Genomic DNA, 19857 nt, shown 5'->3' on the forward strand with positions numbered 1-19857 from the left:
AGAATAGGGCTATAAAACAAAAAAGCTCGACATTTGTCGAGCTTTTGAGCCTCCTATCGGGATCGAACCAATGACCTACTGATTACAAGTCAGTTGCTCTACCAGCTGAGCTAAGGAGGCTTTTTTCAACGTTGGCAATTTGTTTATCGTTTAACGTGGTGCAAAATTAGTAGTTTCATAGATGTCACGCAAGTATTTTTGTGAATATTTTTTTAAAATATTTCAACTAAACCTCTAAGTCTTTCGTTTTTAGTATTTTAGTTCTAAAAAAAAAGTGAAATGAAATTTGAAATAATCCAACCATCTGAGCCATTAAGACCTTATATCAAGCAATTTGTTATTTCAGAAATGGAGGACGAGTCGGAGTATAAAGTGTTACCGTCTTTGGGCATAGTAATTGGTTTTCAATATAAAGGTAGCCTTGCTGTTATTCAAGAAAATCAAACTTCTACTTTACACACAGCAGGTATTACAGGGATAGTGGATAGCTACAAAGTCTTTAAGAACTCTCCTAAGATTGGAACATTATTAGTGTTTTTTACAGAAATAGGTTTAGCTCATTTTACGAAGCATCCCGCAAATGAGCTTTTTAATTTAAGTATTGGACTAGAATATATTTTTGAAAAATCATTAGTCGATGAAATACAAGAGCGCTTAGCATTGGCACAAACAGATACGCAAAGAATACAAATAGTAGAGCAGTTTTTTCTTTCTCAACTACAACGTATTCGAACAGATCAATTGATTATGGAGGCAGTTCGATTGATTTATCAAAGTCAAGGGAGTATTCGTGTGAAAGAATTAAATGAAAGGCTAAACATCAGTGCGAGTCCGTTTGAAAAGCGTTTTCGTAAGCTTGTTGGAACCTCGCCTAAGAAATTTGCCTCCATTGTGCGCTTCAATGTGGTACTCAATGCGCTAGGGGAGAAAAAATCACTTTCGGAAATTTGTTATGAAAATAACTTCTTTGATCAAGCACATTTTATCAAAGACTTTAAGCAATTTACTGGAGAAACTCCCGATAAGATGAGACATTAGGAATCGCTATAAAACAAAAAAGCTCGACATTTGTCGAGCTTTTGAGCCTCCTATCGGGATCGAACCAATGACCTACTGATTACAAGTCAGTTGCTCTACCAGCTGAGCTAAGGAGGCTTTTTTCAACGAACTGCGATACGTTTGTCGCTTATCGTGATACAAAATTAGTGGCTTGGATTGTAATATGCAAATGTTTTTGACCGCAAAAATGAAAGTTTTTTGTAAGTTGTTGGTAATTTTTTGATAACAAGAATGTTACAAAAACCTTACAAATGATTTTTTTTGAAAAAAATATTGGACTAGCGTCTATCAACAAAAATAGGATGCGAAACTCACATCCTATTTTTGTTTTTCTATGTTCTTTCGAGCAAAATTATTTCTCTGCTTCGCGAATTACTTTCAATTGATGCTTGAAATGAGCCAAATCTTGTTCTGCTTTCTTGATTTTAGCTTCTACATCAACACGAAGTTTATCTGCATTTTTAGATTTCGCAAAGAACTCTAAGTTGTTTTTGTACAACGAAATGTCGTTTTCTATTTGCTGAATCTTACGACGAATATCGTTTTCTTTTTTACCTAGTTCTCTTGGTGAAAAATCGCCTCTAGATTTCAAAATATCAACTTCTGTTTGAAGTGCCAATTGTTCTCTTTCTTTGCCAGAAAGTTTACCCATCGCACTTACATATTTGTTGATAGCTGAGATATAGCGCTTACCAATTGACTGCATATCTTTCTTCGGTACGAAGCCAATACTTGCCCATTGAGCTTTGAACTCAGCTAATTTTGAAGTATCTGCTCCTTCAACTGCTTCTGCTTCAATTTGCTCACAAAGTGCTACCTTCTTCGCTAGATTTGCTTCAAACTCTTTCTCGATATTTTGGTTTTTCGCACGTTTTGCATCAAAGAAGCTATCACAAGCTTTTTTGAAACGTTCGTAAATATTGTCTTTATCTTTTTCTGGAACGTGACCTACTTCACGGAACGCTTTCTGTAATTGAATTACGCTGTTGGTAGCATCTTGTGAATCATCACCAGAAGTCAAAAGTGCTTCTACTTGTTCGATAATAGCTACTTTTGCTTTCAAGTTTTCTTCACGTTTTCCTTCTAATTGACGGAAGAACTCACCTTTATTTTTGAAGAAAGCCTTGATATTACCCCAGAATTTGTCGCTAAGCTCTTTGCCTTTTTCTTTAGGCATAAAACCTTTCACATTATTCCATTGGTCTTGTAACGCCAAAAGTGCTTTAGTGCGCTCATTCCATTCTGAAATAGATTCAGTGGTAAAATTGGCGAATGTTTCAACCAATTCAGCAATTGAAGATTTGAGCGTATAAACTTGTTCTGATTCTGCTTTTTGCGTTTCTAATTGTTCACGGCGTTTGCCATAAATTACGTCTAACGCTTCTTTTACTCTCGTCCAAATTAGCTCGTTTTCTTCTTTCGGAGCAGGACCGATATGCTTATATTCTTCGAAAATAGCGACTGCTTCATCCAAAACTTTACCAGTTACAGTATCTGATTTAGCGGCTTCAGCAATTTTTTCGATTTTTGAACAAAGTTCAATTTTGTGTTGAAGATTACGTTTTCTGTCAAGCTCCAGCAATTCGAAGTAGATACTTCTGTTGCTGTAAAAACGGTCAACTAAGGCATGATAAGTTTGCCACAAAGTATTGTTGTGAGGCGAGTTGATGTTACCAGCTGATTTCCATTCATCTTGAATCTTTTTGAATTCAGCAAAACCTGCTTTGATTTGAGCAGGATCGGTATTGTCTTCTCCTTCAACAATAGCTCTAAGGCGGTTAAGAAGCTCAGTTTTTTGACTAAAGTTCTTGTCACGCTCTTTTTCAATTTGATTAAAATACTTTGCACGCTCTTCTTTAAGTGCTTTAAAGAGTTTATCAAATTTTTCGATAGTTTCATCGAATTTAAACTCAAATCCATCTTCCGAGCCATCATTTGCCTCTTTGAATTTAGCAAGAGCTTCTGCACGTTCTGCTGTTTTGAACTGTTCAAAAAGCGGACGAACTTCCTTAAGAACATCTTCTGATTTGCGGAAGGCAGCTACCGAAGGTTGCTCTTTGACATCGTCAAGTAATTTTGACAATAGCTCAACAAAGTCATTTTTTTGGAAAGTAGAATAATCAACTGTGTGAACGTCAGTTGTTTCAGCTTCAGTGTTTTCGGCCAATTCTAATACCTGTGCGGTAGTCGCGTCGATTTCCTCCTGAGGATTGGCAGCCTGTTGCTGTTTAATTTCGTTTGCTTCTTCGTTAACCATGCGATTCTTTTTACAGCTTATACACTAAATAGTAGTTTGAGGTGCATGTTTGTCTTGCGAGCTACTATCAAGTTTACTTACTGTGTGCTATTTTCAGTTTATAAACACTTAATTTTCAGATTTTTCGAAAGACATTATCACTTAAAATAAACTTTCAAATAACAATTGTTCAATTCTTTAAAATCCGATTTGCAGACATTACAATTTCAATACAAAAATAGAAAAAATAGTTAGAGTATAAACGTCTGATTTTTTTTTCGTTTACAAAACGCTCTAGTTTTTCTGTTTTTAGGGGTATATGTGGGAGAATAATGCGAAATTTAGGGCAAACGGCTCAGAATACGTAATTCTTTGGGATAATAATTATTAAATCTATTTCCTAATGCCTTTCCCCAGCCCAAAATATGCTCTTCGTAAGCAATACCACACCAGCCTCGCTGATTGGTATCGGGTACAAAATCATCTTTGCGAAGGTACGCAATTGCTTGTTCATAAGAAACATTCAAAATAGGTACCTGTTCGGAGAGTATTGTCGAAAGGGCTAATTCATGTTCTGGAATCAAATCTTTTGCTCCAATTTGTCCTAACAAAATCCCAGCCTTTTTGATATACAAATTACTTTGTAAAATCTTGAGGTCACTCTCGTGTTCGGGATTGATTAAATAGAAATTATCGTTTTTTTCAAACCACATGTAATCTTCTAAGCCCGTAATCCATTGGCTTAAAACACTTTTCTCATGTTTGAAACTTTTGGTACGTTGAGGCTTAATATGTGGTCGGTGAAAAGGTTTGTAATCAGCTTTAGTTTTTTGGAATGCCGCTAAGAAAAAGCCTTCTCCTTTGGCTTGGTCAGGATAAAAACGATACCCAATGGCTTTATTTTCAGGGGATTCTGTTCGTACAATACCCCATTGCTGTATAGTATCTGTGTCTTTTTTATCTAAAACTATATTTTTAGCAGAAAGGTTATCAATTACCCAGTCCATTATAGTTTCGTTTTCAGCTTCAGAATATGAGCAAGTCGAATACAACAAAATGCCACCTTCTTTGAGTGAATCCCAAACATCAGCTAAAATTCGCTGCTGACGTTGACTACACATAGCAACGTTATCTAATGACCATTCAACTACAGCCTCTGGGTCACGACGGAAAAGCCCTGAACCTGAACATGGCGCATCTACGACAATTAAGTCGAAGTAGCCACCTATTCTACTAAAATCTTTTGGATCATTATTGGTTACATAGGTATTGCTTAAGCCCCATTTACTCATATTGTCTACCAAAATGTTTGCACGGCTTTTGATGACCTCGTTGCTTACGAGCAACGAATCTGGGCTTAGCAAACTTGCCAATAGGGTACTTTTACCTCCAGGGGCAGCACATAAGTCTAAGACTCTTAGGTCCTCGTCGAGGTCGACACTTTGCTTGACGGCATATTCCAAAAACATGGAACTGGCTTCTTGTACATAATACGTACCTGCATGGAAATAAGGGTCAAAAGTAAATGCTGGACGTGCATTAAGGTAATAGCCATATTGATTCCAAAGCACAGGACTTTGAATATTCAGATGGGCTGGGGGAGTATTTATTTTATCAGGATTAATTCTGATTGACGTTGGAGACTCTCCTAGTTCATGCGTTTTGATAAAAGAATCGGCTTGGTATCCAGTAACCTGACTAAGCGAATCTAATAAAGCTTGAGGAAGGGACATTATTGGCTTTTATTTTAGCATCTACATCATTTATGATGTAAAAAGTCTTATTGGTGGATTTGCTCCTAGTTGCTTATAAGCAACGAAGTCCCAAATTTACGATGAAATTTGGGACTTCGTGAGATTTATACAGATAAACCGTTTTATTTCTTGCGTGTCTTCACCTTTGTGATTACCCAATTACCTACTTTACGACCTTGCTCTAGACCTAAATCTAACGCTGGACGGAAGTGAATACCGCCGTAAAGTCGGCTAATAGAAGCTTCTTCTGCGGCATCTTTATACGATTTGAAATTACGAACAGGCAAACCGTATTGCATTTCAGAAGAATCTGCAAAGGCTATATTGTCACCTAATACACTCGATAATGCAACCGAGGCTGCCCCTGAAATTACAGAGTGTCCTGAAGGATATTCTGGAAAAGGAGGCGTTTGAAGAACTGGTTGCCAGTTTTTGTCCACTACTTCATTGATAACCGTTTCTGGACGAACTTTAACAGAACGATATTTTTCGTCCCAACAAGAAATAAATCCATCGAAAACAGCCATTGAAGTCAACAAGTAAGCTTCTGAGGTTTGATAAATATCGGCTTTTAGTTGACGAGATGTTTGTGTCACAATCGCCATCCAGTGACCCCCAGGAGAAACTTTTTTAGTAGCAAACATGGCATGACCTGTAATATTCATTTTGAATGGATTACAATCCCAAAAATTGGCAATGTTTCTTTGCTCTTCAGTAAGATTATTAATCGTATTGTAAACATCCATTACCATGTCATAATACTTACTTCCTTTAGCCATATCGTATTCGTATGGTTTTGGGGGCATAAACTGAGATGAGGTATCCAATGTCGTAGGACGGATTTTTGACCAATATGGCTCTGCTGCATCGATGTACGCAGGAGGAGTAGGTACCCAAGTCCCTTTTTTCTGAGTTACAGTATAACGAAAACCACGAGTTTGTTTGTAATTATCTCCTTTTGAGTAATTCATAATTGATGCCGCTATCGAATCACCGAAGGCTATCGAACGCTCATATACATCACTTGGAATACCTGTTGCTTTATAATCCTGTTCAAGTTTTTTCTCAAAATCAACATAAACTTCTTGTGCAAAAGTCAAGCTTTTACCAATAGTTAGATAGGCATGTACAGCTGCCACTGGATAGCAATACTCTTTACCTGCTTCTGGTTTTGCTACTTTTTTGAATCCTTTCAACTGTCCTACCATTGATTGGTAATTAGAGTTGCCTGCTGCCAACGCTTCGTATGCTGCTAGTGCCGAATACATATAAATACGGCTAGATACTGGAGGTGCAAAAATGTCATGAATGATAGATTCGGTAAGTTGTGACTGTGTTCTCCTTAAAAATTCTGGATTTGATGCTGCTTGCTGCCAATTTTCATTACTTTTTTTACAGCTAAAGATTGCAGTAGCTAGCAATACAAAAAGGAATAGTTTTTTCATCTGAGAAGTATAGTTTTTGGTTAATGCAAAAATGGTTAACGAGTAGGTTCTTTTTGCAGTTTTCGAAATAGATTCTGTGTTTTATATATAATTGTTTACCAACAATACTTGTATTGCCAAAGTTAATAAAATCTTTGAAGGAATAATGGCTATTTCTATCAGTATTCGAGCTGATTTTTATAACTATTTGATAAAATCTTGAAAAATTCAGAGAAAAATTGGCTTTTTGATTGCAAATCGAAGATTGTGTTAACAATTCTGATAGAATGAAGTTTTGTTGTTAAATACCAATTTATAGGATATGACAAAACAGAAAATTCTTATTATCGGAGCTGGAATAGCTGGACTTCGTGCGGCGCAAGTTCTTTCACACGCTTCTTTTGAAGTGACGATTGTAGACAAGGGGAGGGGCGTCGGAGGTAGAATGGCTACCAGAAGATTTGCCGATACCAAAGCCGATCATGGTGCTCAATATTTTTCGGTCAAGTCAACGATTTTTCAAGAATTTATTGATGAAGCAGAGAAACAGCATATTATTAAATCTTGGAAAGTGAGCGACAGAACCCACCCTCGATATATTTGCCCTGATGGGATGAACACTCTTCCTAAATTTATGGCTCAAGGACTTGACGTAAAATTGAGCCAGAAAATTGTACGAATAGCTCATGGAGTAGCTTTTACAGAATCGGAAGAACAATATGACTTTGACCAATTAATTATTTCTGCTCCAATCCCTCAGGTTTTACAATTGTTTGAAGATTCAGATATTTTGCTTGAAGCAGATGAAGAAAATATTCTAAGTTCTATCCAATATGACCCATGCTGGGCAGTTATGGCAAAGCTCAAGACTTTCGATAATACTATTACTGGGGGAAGAATTTTAGAAAATAGTCCTGTCTCATGGATAGTAGATAACGCTGAAAAAGGCTTGACAGAGAATCCAACCATAACAATTCATGCTTCTGCGGATTACTCGCAGTCGCATCTTGAAGAGAATGCTGAAAAGGTGGCTTCGGAATTAATCGCCTCGGTTTCGGATATAGTGAATGTTGAACAGATAGATACTTATCAGATACATCGTTGGAGATATGCCTTGGCATCACAACGAGCGACTGCGCGCTTTCTTCAATTAAAAAATTATCCTATTTGTATTGGTGGCGATGCTTTTGGTATTGGTAACGTCGAAGGAGCGTTTTTGTCTGGAGAAGCTATTGCTCAGGCGATTTGCTAGATATTGAAGTGTGCTAATAAGCATGAGTTATCCCGAATTTTAGGATTGGGGTTATTCTCCAAGTTTTTATTAAAAAAGCGGTCGGAAAATATTTTTCGACCGCTTTTTTGATGCTACTATGCTAGATATGAATGGCTTGAGACGCAATCATTGCGTCTCTACTGATGGGATACAAATTTTTACATAATCACTCACTCGCTCAATCACTAAATCGCTAAATTAGGGATGACTCATATTGATGAAACCACGCTAGGTATGACTCATATTTATCTATATCAAGATTTAGTAATTAGCTCAGCTACTTTTCGTCCCGACATCATTGCGGCATTGAGAGAAGGGTAGCTCGTCCAGTCACCACATTGGTACAAGTTTTCCGATATTTTGAACTGAGGATTCAACACACTTCCCGCTGGAAAAGCATTCAATGATTCTTTAATTTCATATTTTTTCAAAAATTTCCATGAATCCACTTCAGTACCAAACCAATCTTTTAATTCCATTCTTAGCTGTTTCTCCCAAGCTTCATCCGAAAGAGAAGGCGCATTTTGTGTAGAAACTGAAACTAAGGCTTTTCCTTCAGGGGCGTAATGTGATGAAATATCGCTAGGCACACACAAATTGTGAATCAAACTATTTCTATTGGGATTCAAAGCCAACATAGGTTTATTTAACGGCGACTTTGGAGCCTCAAAATAACTACAAATAGTACTGTTGAATTGAGTAGGTAAGGGTTGATTCAACAATTGAGCTGCTTGGTAACTATCAGTAGCAACGACTATCTGATTAGCCAAAATATGCTCTCCATTAGAAAGAACTACCGTATTTCCTTGGATTTTACTCACCTTAGTATTCAAACGAATGGTATTTGCTGGTAATTTTGATGCTATCTGTTTGGCGATTTGCTGCATACCATTGGCAGGAATAGTCGCTTCGCCATCATAGAATTTCCCAAAAATATATCTGAAGAAAGAAGCTGAAGTCGCTAACTCGTTTTCCAGAAAAACACCTCCAAAAAATGGTTTGAAAAACTGATAGATAAAGCTTTCCGAAAATCCATAAGCCTTCAAGAAGTCTAATGTCGATTGCGTAGGTTTTTCCATAATCTCTTCATCGAGCCCCTGCGTTTCCCAGCTTAATCTGGCAACACGGAGTTTGTCACCTAAGGAACCAACTGATGAAAATAATGAACTTAACAATTCGCTAGGCTCCTTAAATGGATTAGCGAGCGTGGTAAACCCTTGTTCGGTTTTGATAAGTGCTCCAGATTTGAATTCCTTCAGATCAAGTGCTTCAAAGTTTAATAATTGTTGTGCTTCTGGATATGCTGTCAGTAAAATTTGAAAACCTCTATCTAGTAAAAATCCATTTTCTATATCCGTTCTCACGCGTCCTCCAATACCGTCCGATGCCTCTAAAATGCGTATTTCCACGCCCTTTGAATGTAGGTAAGAAGCGCAACTTAAACCAGCAATTCCTGCTCCAATTATGAGTACCATATACTTCGTTTTTATGTCTTTGTATAAACTTTAAGCACGAAATGATATGTTTTGTTTAAAAAATATTAAACAAAAATAATCCCCCTGACAAAAATCTGTTTTAAGGGTGTTTATATGCTGTATGACAAAATAAAGGAAAATTGTATTATTTTTATATATTAAAAATTTGCGATTTTAAGCGTAAAATACTGAATTATTAATTTTTTATAAAATGAATAAAATCATCTATATTATGTTTTTTATTTTAAATGTCTGTTTTTTAGGTAATTATGATTGATTAAATATATTTTTAGACAGATTTTTTGAAAAGAATTTTGAGCGTAGTTCGTAAAAACTAGGATTATTTTAGATATTTTTTGTTATTTTGCATAGAGATAATTCACTTCTAAAATTGAACAAAACCATTTTAAGGTTTCGCAAGAAGATGATTTTATGAATATTAGGGCAAAGTGTATTTTTTAGAAAAAAGCTTAAAAGTCTATTGTTCTTATAGATTATATTGTGCTAATTTTTATTCAGAAAATTATTGAATTTATCCAAAAACTAATCGAACCATGAGATTGAATTTTGAATACTTGATTCAATCGGAATTTCAAACCTCAAATAGTTATGAACTACCAGATTCACGAAGGAAACGGATATAAATATATCGACGAAGGACAAGGCGAAACCTTGATGTTGTTGCATGGCCTTTTCGGTGCATTGAGCAACTGGGAGGGAGTTATCGAAGGCTTCAAAAAAGACTATCGTGTAATTATTCCAATGATGCCTATTTACACTATGCCTATCACAAAGGCTGGCTGTGAGGGATTAACCGAATTTATCGAAGGATTTGTTAATTGGAAGGGGTTAGACAACTTGACACTGTTAGGTAATTCGTTGGGTGGTCACGTAGGGTTGATATTTACGTTAAAAAATCCTACCAAAGTGAAAAGATTGGTATTGACAGGTAGTTCTGGACTATTCGAAAACGGCATGGGTGGTTCATATCCTAAGCGTGGAAGCTACGAATACATCAAAGAGCGTGTAGAATATACATTTTATGAGCCTCAAACTGCGACAAAGGAACTAATTGACGAAGTTTTTGATATTACTAATAGCGCACAAAAGGTAATTCGCATTATTGCTATTGCAAAATCGGCTCAAAGAAACAATATGGCGAAAGAAGTGGTTAATATTAAAGTACCGACCTTGTTGGTGTGGGGACTTAATGATACCATCACTCCGCCACAGGTAGGGCATGAGTTTAATAGATTGATTGAAAACTCAGAATTACACTTTATCGACAAGTGCTGCCACGCTCCAATGATGGAACGTCCTGAAGAGTTTAATAAGATATTAAGTACTTGGTTAGAAAAAACACCCATTACGCAGTTAGAATTGGCGTGTTAGCAAGCAAATATTTGACTTATCGAATTGGGAAGTTGCCATTAAATCATTAATTTTAAAAAATAGAGAACAATAAGAAGTCCGTTTCTTGAGTTTTGCTATTGAGAACAACTTACCACTTTATTACAATGCTTGCAAAAGATATAATAAATCATGTTTTACCCATTCTGAAATCCAGTGACACCGTTGGAGACGCTTTGGGGTGGATGGAGGATTATAAGGTTGGGCAACTTGCAATTGTAGAAGATACCGAATACAGAGGATTGATAAGTCAAGATATACTGTTAGATGCTGATGAATCATTGCCGATGGTGGCCTTGCAGCCTGAGTGTCCAGAGGTTTTTGTATTAGAAACCCAACACCTATATGAGGTATTGGCTCAATCTCAAAAATTTGACTTAGAAGTGATTGCGGTAGTTGATCACGAACATCGTTTTGTGGGAACTATCCTTGTGAACGAGCTCCTCAATGAGCTAACCAAAAAGTTAGGTTCGCAAGAGTTAGGGGCTATCATCGAAATTGCTATCAGTAATCGAGACTATTCGCTCTCTGAAATCAGTAGGTTGATAGAGGCAAACGATACCAAAGTCATTAGCAGTTATTACACAAGTGGAGATGAATCGTCGAATTATCGAGATATTTTAACACTCAAGCTCAATCGAAGAGATATATCACCAGTGGTAGCTACTCTCGAACGTTTTGAGTATCACATAATTGGAGCTTATGCCTTTGAACCAATTGTGACTCCCGACAAAGAGCGATTCGACATGCTGATGAAATATTTAGATTTGTAATAAAATATTGAAAACCCATAAGAATGAACTAAATCTTATGGGTTTTATTATTTCTTGCAAAATCAAGCCTTAAATTTGCCTTTTCCAAAATGAATCTCTTCTTTTGTTTATGGGAGAAAAAAAGCAAAATACTATTTTCTTTGTGTTTTGTTGAAAAGCCCCTTTTGTTTGATTTTGTAGTAATATAAGAATTTGTAGTAGAATGAAAATAGCCATTCATGGGCGTAATTTCAACGATTCCGTAAAGCCTTTTGTACAAACAATGTTTGATACCCTCGATGCAAAAGGGGTATCGTTGCAAATCTCTGAATCGTATCATAAATTTCTCCAAGAAAAAGGAATTGTTTACAATTCAACCTCGATATATACTTCTCAAAAAGACCTAGCTGGTGCCCAATTTGTTTTTAGCTTGGGTGGCGATGGTACTTTGCTCGATGCTGTTACGCATGTAGGAGATTATGAAATACCAATTTTGGGTATCAATACTGGTCGTCTTGGTTTTTTAGCGACTATTTCACCTGATAAAATTCAAGAGAGCCTAGATGAGCTATTCAAAGAACATTATAGTCTCGATAAACGTACGCTTGTGAGTATTAGCACACAATTGAACGGAAACGCTGTTGATATATTCGATGGCTTGAATTTTGGGCTCAATGAATTGGGAATCATGAAGACCGACACCTCTTCTATGATTGTTGTTAAGGCATATCTTAATGGCGAATATCTCAATGCTTATTGGGCTGATGGCTTGATTATCGCTACTGCTACAGGTTCTACAGGATATAATTTGAGTGTTGGTGGACCTTTAGTAATGCCAAGTTCTGATATCTTTGTAATAGCTCCAATGAGTCCTCACAATTTGAATGTTAGACCATTGGTTGTGACAACAGACTCAATATTAGATTTTGAAGTAGAAAGTAGAAGTGCCAATTATTTGATTTCACTAGATGCACGGTCGAAAGTAGTGGATGGAAATGTGAAAATCAGAATGGAAAGAGAAAAGTTCAAGGCTAATTTGGTGAAATTATCCAATACTAATTTTCTCAATACGTTAAGAAGTAAATTGAATTGGGGACTTGATATTCGAAATTAGTAGGAGTGGTGTATTCGATAATTAACGTTTCAAAAAATTAGTCAGCATACCAAAAGCAAAATATTAACGTTTATTAACATATATTTACCTTAACAATCGCAAATAATCACGCTGTCAAACCAGAAGTTATTCAGACCCGACTTATGAAAAAAAATATTGCACTAGTGTTTTTCTTGATGTTAGGTGTGTTTGGTTTCCATGAGAGTCATGCTCAATTCAAGTTTTCGAACTTATTCGGAAGTAAAGACCAGCCAAAGAAAAGAAAGACATTCGAGGCTTATTCGTCAGTGAGCATTGGTGTAGGATCATCACACTATTATGGAGAACTATCGCCATACAACCGCTTTTTACAGTCCACTATCAATGGCGTTCGCTGGAATGCCTCCTTTAATTTTACTCGTCAGTTATCCCCACAATTTGGCTTAAGATTTGGCTTGACATGGGCTCGAATTTTTGGTGATGACAACTACATGGATGGCGTGGCTGGATACGAGGCAAACTTTATGCGCAATCTTCATTTTCGAAATGACATCAAAGAATTCTCAATTGTTGGACAATATGACTTTGTAAGAACTGCCAAAGGCTCTGCTCGTCGTGCAGCGGTTATTCCTTATATTTTTGGCGGAGTAGCTGTTTTTGCTCATGATCCTATGGCAAAACCTGATAAAACTTTGTTTCCTGACCAAAGTGAGTGGGTACGTTTACAACCTCTTCATACCGAAGGACAAGGTTTGCCAGGGTATGCGCAACCTTATTCGTTAATCAGCGTTTCGGCACCACTTGGGATTGGTGTGAGATACAAACTCAATCATAATTTTGACTTAGGATTTGAAATTGGTTATAGATTTACGATGACCGATTATCTTGATGATGTAGGTGGGTATTATGCCGATCCAGCCGATTTAGGAACACAAAGTGCCTTGTCTGTAGCGATGGCAAATCGTACTTTAGAGAGAACTGCAGCGTATTCGGGTAAAGACCGTACGAATGGTGTTATCAACTATCTTACTTCGATAGGTGTTTATAATCCAGGTTCAGGGGTGGATCCATTTACCTATCAGTCGGTGCCCGGGTTTTCAGATCGTACAGATTCTCGTGGTAATAGCAAATATAAGGACTCCTACATGCTTACTTCTGTGAAGTTGATTTATTATATTCCAACTAAAATAAAGTGTCCGCCACTTCGTTAGAAGATTATAAAAAATTGATATATTTTTTACTTATAAAAGTAATTTAAAAATACTCTACAAGCCTAAAAGTCAGGATTTAATGCCTGACTTTTTTGTTCCGTAAAAAACTACTTTTCCATTATTTTATGACCAACTTGAGAGTTTATGTGTTGATTGTCGCCATTGCTAGTGTGTACTCTACGCAGTTGTGGGCTCAAAAAATTGAAATTGGTGCAGGATTAGGGGCAATGAACTACAAAGGCGATATTTCCCCAGATTTACAAATAGGCACGGCAAAGCTGGGGGGAAATTTGTTTTTTCGTTACAATCTCAAAAAAGATTTGTCATTTCGGGCAAGTGCTTTGATGGGAAGTATAGCTGGGGATGATAAAAATAGCAGTGACCCGTTCAATCAGCAACGAGGAAAGAACTTTTCAACAACCATCAATGAATTGAGTTTGACAGCTGAGTATAACTTTTTTAATTACCAGTATCATCGCTATCATAAAGATTGGTCTCCGTATGTTTTTGGAGGTGTTGGTTTTATGAAGTTTTCCCCAAGAGATAACCCTTCGGCTGACTACAAACAAAATCAGATTGTCTTGCCTTTTGGTGTGGGTATCAAATACAACATTAAAGGACCTTGGGATTTGAATTTGGAGTTTGGAACAAGGAAGACCTTTACAGATTATTTGGATAATTTAGGTGGAAATGATCCTTCTTTACCTAAAACACAACAAAACGATTATTCTAAAGGCGATATGTATTATTATACAAGTTTGACGCTGAGTTTTAAATTCATCAAAATTTATTGTCCACCAAACTAAGTTGCAGAGTACGAGAGAAGAAACAAAAGAGGACTTAATTAAGCCTTAAAATATGATACCAGTGATGGCGCTCATTTAGGTAATACTAAATGGGCGCTTTTGATTTTTATAGTTCAAAGACCACTGGAAGTCCCCAATATGGCTTCCTGTCATTTTGAATAGGGGGTTTATTTCGTTAAATTTGCAATAATCTTAATAGATTCATGTAAATTAGAGGCTTTTAGGGCATTTTAGGATAGAATAGAGCTAGAGTTGAAAGCTTTTTGAAACCATCAAATTGGTTCAAAAACTAGCAAATGAGCGTAGAATAAGCCCTTTTGAATCCAACTGTTTGTTAAAAAGTGTTAAATCAGTGAAAGAACAATTAGACCGAAACAATCTACCAAAACACATAGCCGTTATCATGGACGGAAACGGCCGTTGGGCCAAGCAAAAAGGCTTTACTGATAGAATTTTTGGACATCGTAATGCCCTTAAAGCAGTTAAAGACGTGATAGAAGGCTGTGGCGAATTAGGAGTGAAATACTTAACGCTTTATGCTTTTTCTACCGAAAACTGGAATAGACCTAAAGCAGAGGTAGATGGTTTGATGAATTTGCTTGTAAAAACGATTAAAGAGGAGGTTCCAACGATGCACAAAAACAATGTGCGCTTGGACACCATCGGCGATACAAGCGCTTTACCTGATTATTCACGTAGAGAATTGTTGTCAGCTATTGAGGATACCAAAAATAATACAGGCTTAACCGTGATTTTGGCGTTGAGCTACAGTGGCAAATGGGATATTGTTAATGCAGCTAAGAAATTAGCACAACAAGTGAAGGAAGGTTCGATTGGTCTTGACGACATCAATGAATCCGTTTTTGAACTTTCACTTGACACAAAAGGTATCCCGAACCCAGATTTAATGATTCGCACAGGTGGCGATCACCGTATAAGTAACTTTATGCTTTGGCAACTAGCTTATGCGGAACTCTACATCTTTGAGGATCTTTTCTGGCCAGATTTCCGTCGTGAGCATCTACATATTGCGATTGGCGATTATCAGGCAAGAGAAAGAAGATTTGGCCGAACATCCGAACAGATTAAAAAAAGTATATAAAACAAAGAGCGTGTCACAGAATAGTTAGCCAAAGGTATGCCACACACAACATACCTCTAATTATGACTAACAAAAACTATACAATGAAGAAATATTCCTTTCTGTTTTGCTTAACCCTTCTTTCATTTATTACGCAAGCTCAGTTGAGATTTGGTGGTATGGGGCGTCCTGCAACTCCAGCTCAAACAGAGCTTAACTATGCTTCACCTCAAGAGTATGAAATTGCGGATATCGTGGTAACGGGTTCTAAATTTTATGATGGAAACTCGATGATTACCCTTTCGGGGCTTCGCGTTGGCGATAAAATCAAAGTACCTGGAGATGCTGTTTCTTCTGCTATCAAGAAATTAATGGATCAAGGTATTCTTGAAGAGGTAGAAGTACAAGCTGCGAAAATCGAAGGTGATAAAATTTGGTTAGTGATCCACCTAAAAGAACGCCCACGTCTTTTCAGAATCGAATATAACGGTATCAGAAAAGGAGAACAAGAAACGCTTTCTGATAAAATTAAGACCTATAAAGGTAAAATTATTACAGCCACAGTAAAGAAAAATATTGAGCTGGCTATCAAAAAGCATTATCAAGAAAAAGGATATCTGAATGTAGGTATCAAGATTGCAGAAAGAACAGATACGTTGCGTGGTAACAATGCTACCATGAAGATTTATATTAAGAAAGGCGATAAAGTAAAAATCTCGAAAATTGAGTTTGATGGTGTGTCAGAAATGAAACTTAGCACTTTGAAACGCAAGTTGAAAGGAACTAAGGAAAAGAAATTTTGGAGAATATTTACCCCTTCAAAATATGTCCCTAAGAAATTTGAAGAAGACAAAGGCAAGCTGATTGAGTACTACAATAAAAAAGGTTATCGTGATGCTCAAATTTTGAAAGACTCAGTATTTAAGGATAGCGATAAAACGGTAAAGGTGATTTTCAGAATGGAAGAAGGTCGTCAGTATCACTACCGTAATATTTTCTGGGAGGGTAACTATATCTATCCTGACTCAGTACTTACTGAAATTTTAGGGGTTAAGAGAGGTGATATCTACAATACAGAAGATTTAGAAAAACGCTTGAACGGAAAACCTCAGGAAGACGTAAGTTCGGCATACATGGACAATGGTTATTTGTATTTCCAATGTGAACCAGTTGAAACGGCCGTAGTAGGTGACTCGATCGATATTACTTTCAGAATCACTGAAGGTAAACAAGCAACTATCAACAAAGTAATTGTAAATGGTAATACCAAAACTTCTGACCACGTAGTAATGCGTGAGATTAGAACATTGCCAGGACAAAAATTCAATAAGTCGGCGATTATTCGTACAGTTCGTGAATTATCAACAATTGGATACTTCAACCCTGAAAAGATTACGCCAAACCCAATTCCAAAAGCGGATGGTACGGTAGATATTGAATACAACGTAGAAGAAAAACCTTCTGACCAAATTGAATTGTCTGGTGGTTGGGGTGGTTATATCGGATTTGTGGGTACGCTAGGAGTAACTTTCAACAACTTCTCTGCCAAAAATATTGGTAACTGGGAATCTTGGAAACCACTCCCTTCAGGTGATGGACAAAAATTATCAGTACGTTTCCAAGCGAATGGGGTTGCTTATCAAAACTACTCATTGTCATTTACGGAGCCTTGGTTAGGTGGTAAAAAGCCAAACTCATTCTCTGTAACCTTGAGCCGTAATATCTCGTATCCGTATAAGATTCAGCAATACAATTATTTGTCTAACCCTTATGCCTACGGTAGCTATGGTTATGGATACGGCTATGGATATGGTACAGGAACATCAACCTCGACTTTGACAACAGCACAACAGGATAGTGCTACAACTGCTCAAAACAGTGCTCACTTCAACAGTACAAGTTTGTCATTTAGTTTAGGAAAACGTTTGAAATGGCCTGATGACTATTTCTCATTGAGTAACTCACTTTCATTATCATTGATTGATATTGCGGGCTTAGGTTCAAGTTATTATGGATACCCAGAAGGAAAATCATTGTCAATTGCTTTTGTAACAAACTTGTCTCGTAACAGTATTGACAACCCAACTTTCCCTCGTTATGGATCTAGTTTCTCATTAACAGCATCTTTAACACCTCCATACTCGTTAATAAGTGGTAATACCAATAGTACTTTGATTGAATATCACAAATGGATGTTTGATGCCAGTTGGTTTACGGCAATTACTAGTAAGCTAGTGTTCCACATGCGCACGCACATGGGTTTCTTGGGTAGTTATAACCCTAACAAAGCAATCTCTGTATTCGAGCGTTTTGACGTAGGTGGTTCGGGTATGATGACAGGTTATACGATTGCTAGCCGTGACATTATTGGTTTGAGAGGTTATAAAGATCGTATTTTAGGTTCGCAAGGAACAGTGCCAAATGGTGGGGTTGCTTACAATAAGTTTGTAATGGAAATGCGTTACCCAGTATCGCTTAACCCATCGGCAACGATTTTCTTATTAGCTTTTGCTGAAGGTGGTAACAACTTTGCCAACTATCAAGAATACAACCCATTCAAGTTGTATAAATCAGCGGGTGTTGGTGCACGTATCTTCATGCCAGCGTTTGGTATGATTGGTATCGATTATGGTTGGGCATTTGATAAAGTTCCTGGTGTGTCAGATTTTGGTCGCCAAGCCTTTACTTTCTCAATCGGTCAACAAATCCGATAGTTTATTGATACTTAGCAAAGGGTAATAGGAATTATGGTTCTTATTACCCTTTGTTTCTGTAAAGGATAGAATCCATAGTTTCTGAAGGAGTTTTATCAGTAGTAATTTTACACTTGGCAAATTCAGTATATATTTGTTAAGCATTTGTTAATCTCTGAATTTAGGGAATTCAAGATTCAATATTACGAAGAGCTTCGACGTTAATGTTCTACCAAATGCTAATCAGGAACTGTAGATGCCACCTCAATTAATACATTTATAAGCACATACAGAACCTTCCTTAGTTTCAACTAAATAACCCTTATCACCGTGAATAAGCAGATTTTTTTACTAATTTTGGTTTTCTTTAGTGCTTGTATGAGTAGCTTCGGACAAAAGATTGGCTATATCGATACAGAGTACATTACTTCCAAAATGCCTGAATACCAAAAGGCGCAAGAAGATATAGAAAAACTCACGACTAAATGGGTGAAGGAAATTTCTGAGAAAAACGAGGAAGTTGCCAAACTTGAAAAAGCGTATCGTGCCGAAGAAGTATTGCTTACAGAGGAAATGCGTCAGCAGAGACTCCGAACCATCGCTGATAAAGATAAAGAGGTAAAAGAACTTCAAAATCGAGTATTTGGATTGAATGGAGAGCTTTTTAAGAAGAAACAAGAAATTATGCGTCCTATTTTGGACCAGATTGTGAAGGCTACAGAAAAAATCGTTAAGCTAAAAAGACTTGATTTTATCTTTGATAAAGCCTCTGATAGTCTAGTAATGATTTACACAAATCCTACCCATGACTATACCGATTATGTGATGGAAGAATTGGGTATCTCGGTTGAACAGTTAAAGGAAAAAGAAAAAGAAGAACAAAACAATGCCAAAGAGGAGCCAGCAGGAAACTCAAAAGCGAAAACAAACAAAAAAAACTAATTAACAAATCCAAATGACAAAAATGAAGAACAAATTTTTTATCGCCTTGTTTGCTATTGTGGCATTGGCTACCTCTAACGTAAATGCACAAACAAAAATTGGTTACATTAGCTTAGATTACGTATTGAACCAATTGCCAGAAGCAAAACAAGTAGAAGCTGAATTGAAAACTACGCAAACTCAATATGAAAACTTGTTGCAAGGTAAAATCAAAGATTTTCAAGCTAAATATGCTGATTACGAAAAAAATCAAGCTACAATGAATGACGTAATCAAAGCTGACAAAGAGAAAAACTTGCAAAACCTTCAAAACGAGATTGAAGAGTTCCGTCAATCTTCAGCAACTTCTTTGCAAAAGAAACAAGCTCAATTGTTGCAACCATTGTTGAAAAAAATCGAAGACAATATGCACGTAGTAGCTAAAGAAAATGCTTACACTTACGTATTCAACTACGATGCTGGTCAAGGTACAACACCAATCGTATTGCATGCTCCAGACGATGCTAATATCTCTGATTTAGTATTGAAGAAAATGGGTGTAACTCCTAAGCCAGTAACTGCTGCTCCAGCGGCAACTACTCCAGCTGCTCCAAAGAAATAATCGTTGATTTTTCGATAATAAAAAAGCCCAAGATTTATCTTGGGCTT

At 36.8% G+C, this 19857-nt stretch carries 15 protein-coding genes and 2 tRNA genes; 11 read left to right on the forward strand and 6 right to left on the reverse strand.

All coding sequences use genetic code 11. The annotated features are described in order from the left end of the window. Window positions 1–47: 47 nt before the first annotated feature. Window positions 48–120 (reverse strand) — tRNA-Thr (locus QM481_RS13295). A gap of 159 nt (window positions 121–279) precedes the next feature. On the opposite strand from QM481_RS13295, the gene QM481_RS13300 reads away from it, so the two are divergent. Next, window positions 280–1038, forward strand: a complete 759-nt coding sequence (locus QM481_RS13300) for a helix-turn-helix domain-containing protein (RefSeq protein WP_283382105.1) — start codon at window positions 280–282, stop codon at window positions 1036–1038. Between the two features lie 44 nt (window positions 1039–1082). On the opposite strand, the gene QM481_RS13305 is transcribed toward QM481_RS13300, so the two are convergent. From QM481_RS13305 to QM481_RS13320, 4 genes are all read right to left on the reverse strand, one after another. Continuing rightward, window positions 1083–1155: transfer RNA gene (locus tag QM481_RS13305), tRNA-Thr, on the reverse strand. Window positions 1156–1411: 256 nt separating this feature from the next. Then, a complete protein-coding gene (locus tag QM481_RS13310) occupies window positions 1412–3316 on the reverse strand; it encodes a DUF349 domain-containing protein (protein WP_166551282.1) in 1905 nt (634 codons plus the stop codon). A gap of 320 nt (window positions 3317–3636) precedes the next feature. Beyond that, window positions 3637–5028, reverse strand: a complete 1392-nt coding sequence (locus QM481_RS13315; protein WP_283382106.1) for a methyltransferase RsmF C-terminal domain-like protein — start codon at window positions 5026–5028, stop codon at window positions 3637–3639. A gap of 143 nt (window positions 5029–5171) precedes the next feature. Further along, window positions 5172–6494: a vanadium-dependent haloperoxidase gene (locus QM481_RS13320; protein WP_283382107.1), complete on the reverse strand. Its 1323-nt coding sequence runs from the start codon at window positions 6492–6494 to the stop codon at window positions 5172–5174. Window positions 6495–6795: 301 nt separating this feature from the next. Here QM481_RS13320 and QM481_RS13325 point away from each other — a divergent pair, with 301 nt between their 5' ends. Further along, window positions 6796–7725 (forward strand): NAD(P)/FAD-dependent oxidoreductase, encoded by a 930-nt coding sequence (locus QM481_RS13325; RefSeq protein WP_283382108.1) that lies wholly within the window; start codon window positions 6796–6798, stop codon window positions 7723–7725. A 275-nt stretch (window positions 7726–8000) separates the two neighbouring features. Here QM481_RS13325 and QM481_RS13330 read toward each other — a convergent pair whose 3' ends face one another. Then, window positions 8001–9221, reverse strand: coding sequence for an NAD(P)/FAD-dependent oxidoreductase (locus QM481_RS13330; RefSeq protein WP_283382109.1), 1221 nt, complete (start codon window positions 9219–9221; stop codon window positions 8001–8003). Window positions 9222–9830: 609 nt separating this feature from the next. On the opposite strand from QM481_RS13330, the gene QM481_RS13335 reads away from it, so the two are divergent. The 9 genes from QM481_RS13335 (at window position 9831) to QM481_RS13375 (ending at window position 19810) form a co-directional block, all read left to right on the forward strand. Continuing rightward, entirely contained in the window at window positions 9831–10613 is a 783-nt protein-coding gene (locus tag QM481_RS13335; protein WP_166551287.1) for an alpha/beta fold hydrolase, read from the forward strand. Between the two features lie 125 nt (window positions 10614–10738). Then, on the forward strand, window positions 10739–11404 hold the full coding sequence (locus QM481_RS13340; RefSeq protein ID WP_166551288.1) for a CBS domain-containing protein: 666 nt from the start codon (window positions 10739–10741) through the stop codon (window positions 11402–11404). 202 nt (window positions 11405–11606) lie between these two features. Beyond that, window positions 11607–12497, forward strand: coding sequence for an NAD kinase (locus QM481_RS13345; protein WP_283382110.1), 891 nt, complete (start codon window positions 11607–11609; stop codon window positions 12495–12497). A gap of 143 nt (window positions 12498–12640) precedes the next feature. Then, window positions 12641–13687, forward strand: a complete 1047-nt coding sequence (locus tag QM481_RS13350) for a DUF6089 family protein (protein ID WP_283382111.1) — start codon at window positions 12641–12643, stop codon at window positions 13685–13687. 125 nt (window positions 13688–13812) lie between these two features. Continuing rightward, on the forward strand, window positions 13813–14493 hold the full coding sequence (gene porG, locus QM481_RS13355; protein ID WP_166551290.1) for a type IX secretion system protein PorG: 681 nt from the start codon (window positions 13813–13815) through the stop codon (window positions 14491–14493). Window positions 14494–14845: 352 nt separating this feature from the next. After that, complete coding sequence (gene uppS, locus QM481_RS13360) at window positions 14846–15595, forward strand: undecaprenyl pyrophosphate synthase (protein ID WP_166551291.1); 750 nt, start codon at window positions 14846–14848, stop codon at window positions 15593–15595. Between the two features lie 83 nt (window positions 15596–15678). Further along, entirely contained in the window at window positions 15679–18288 is a 2610-nt protein-coding gene (gene bamA, locus QM481_RS13365; RefSeq protein WP_283382112.1) for an outer membrane protein assembly factor BamA, read from the forward strand. Window positions 18289–18597: 309 nt separating this feature from the next. After that, window positions 18598–19209, forward strand: a complete 612-nt coding sequence (locus QM481_RS13370; RefSeq protein WP_283382113.1) for an OmpH/Skp family outer membrane protein — start codon at window positions 18598–18600, stop codon at window positions 19207–19209. Between the two features lie 22 nt (window positions 19210–19231). Continuing rightward, window positions 19232–19810, forward strand: a complete 579-nt coding sequence (locus QM481_RS13375) for an OmpH/Skp family outer membrane protein (protein WP_166551294.1) — start codon at window positions 19232–19234, stop codon at window positions 19808–19810. The last annotated feature ends 47 nt before the right edge of the window (window positions 19811–19857 follow it).

This window comes from Flectobacillus rivi (assembly GCF_030056655.1).
Taxonomy (GTDB): Bacteria; Bacteroidota; Bacteroidia; order Cytophagales; family Spirosomataceae; genus Flectobacillus; species Flectobacillus rivi.